At 61.7% G+C, this 549-nt stretch carries 1 protein-coding gene; it reads right to left on the minus strand.

Features of this window, described 5'->3' with window-relative positions; translation table 11 throughout:
- Window positions 1-549: GTP-binding protein (locus EP376_RS22695; protein ID WP_127657729.1), on the minus strand; the 549-nt coding region annotated here is incomplete at both ends.

Below are 549 nucleotides of genomic sequence, written 5' to 3' on the forward strand. Positions count from 1 at the left end.
CTCGCCGATCTCGGGGTCACGGCCTTCCATCGCGGCAAGGGCCGAGCCCTTCACGATCGGAATGTCGTCGCCGGGATAGTCGTAGGACGACAGAAGCTCGCGGATTTCCATCTCGACAAGCTCGAGAAGCTCCTCGTCATCCACCTGGTCGACCTTGTTCATGTAGACGACCATCGTCGGGATCCCGACCTGGCGGCCCAGAAGAATGTGCTCGCGCGTCTGCGGCATCGGGCCGTCGGCCGCGTTCACCACGAGGATCGCGCCGTCCATCTGCGCCGCACCCGTGATCATGTTCTTCACGTAGTCGGCGTGGCCGGGGCAGTCGACATGCGCATAGTGACGCGCGTCGGTCTCGTATTCCACGTGCGCCGTCGAGATCGTGATCCCGCGCGCCTTCTCTTCCGGCGCACCGTCGATCTGGTCATACGCCTGGAAATCACCGAAATACTTCGTGATCGCCGCCGTCAGCGTCGTCTTGCCATGGTCAACGTGACCAATCGTGCCGATGTTCACATGCGGCTTGTTGCGTTCAAACTTTGCCTTCGCCAT

Origin of the sequence: Alexandriicola marinus, assembly GCF_004000435.1 — a bacterium.
GTDB classification, from domain to species: Bacteria; Pseudomonadota; Alphaproteobacteria; order Rhodobacterales; family Rhodobacteraceae; genus Alexandriicola; species Alexandriicola marinus.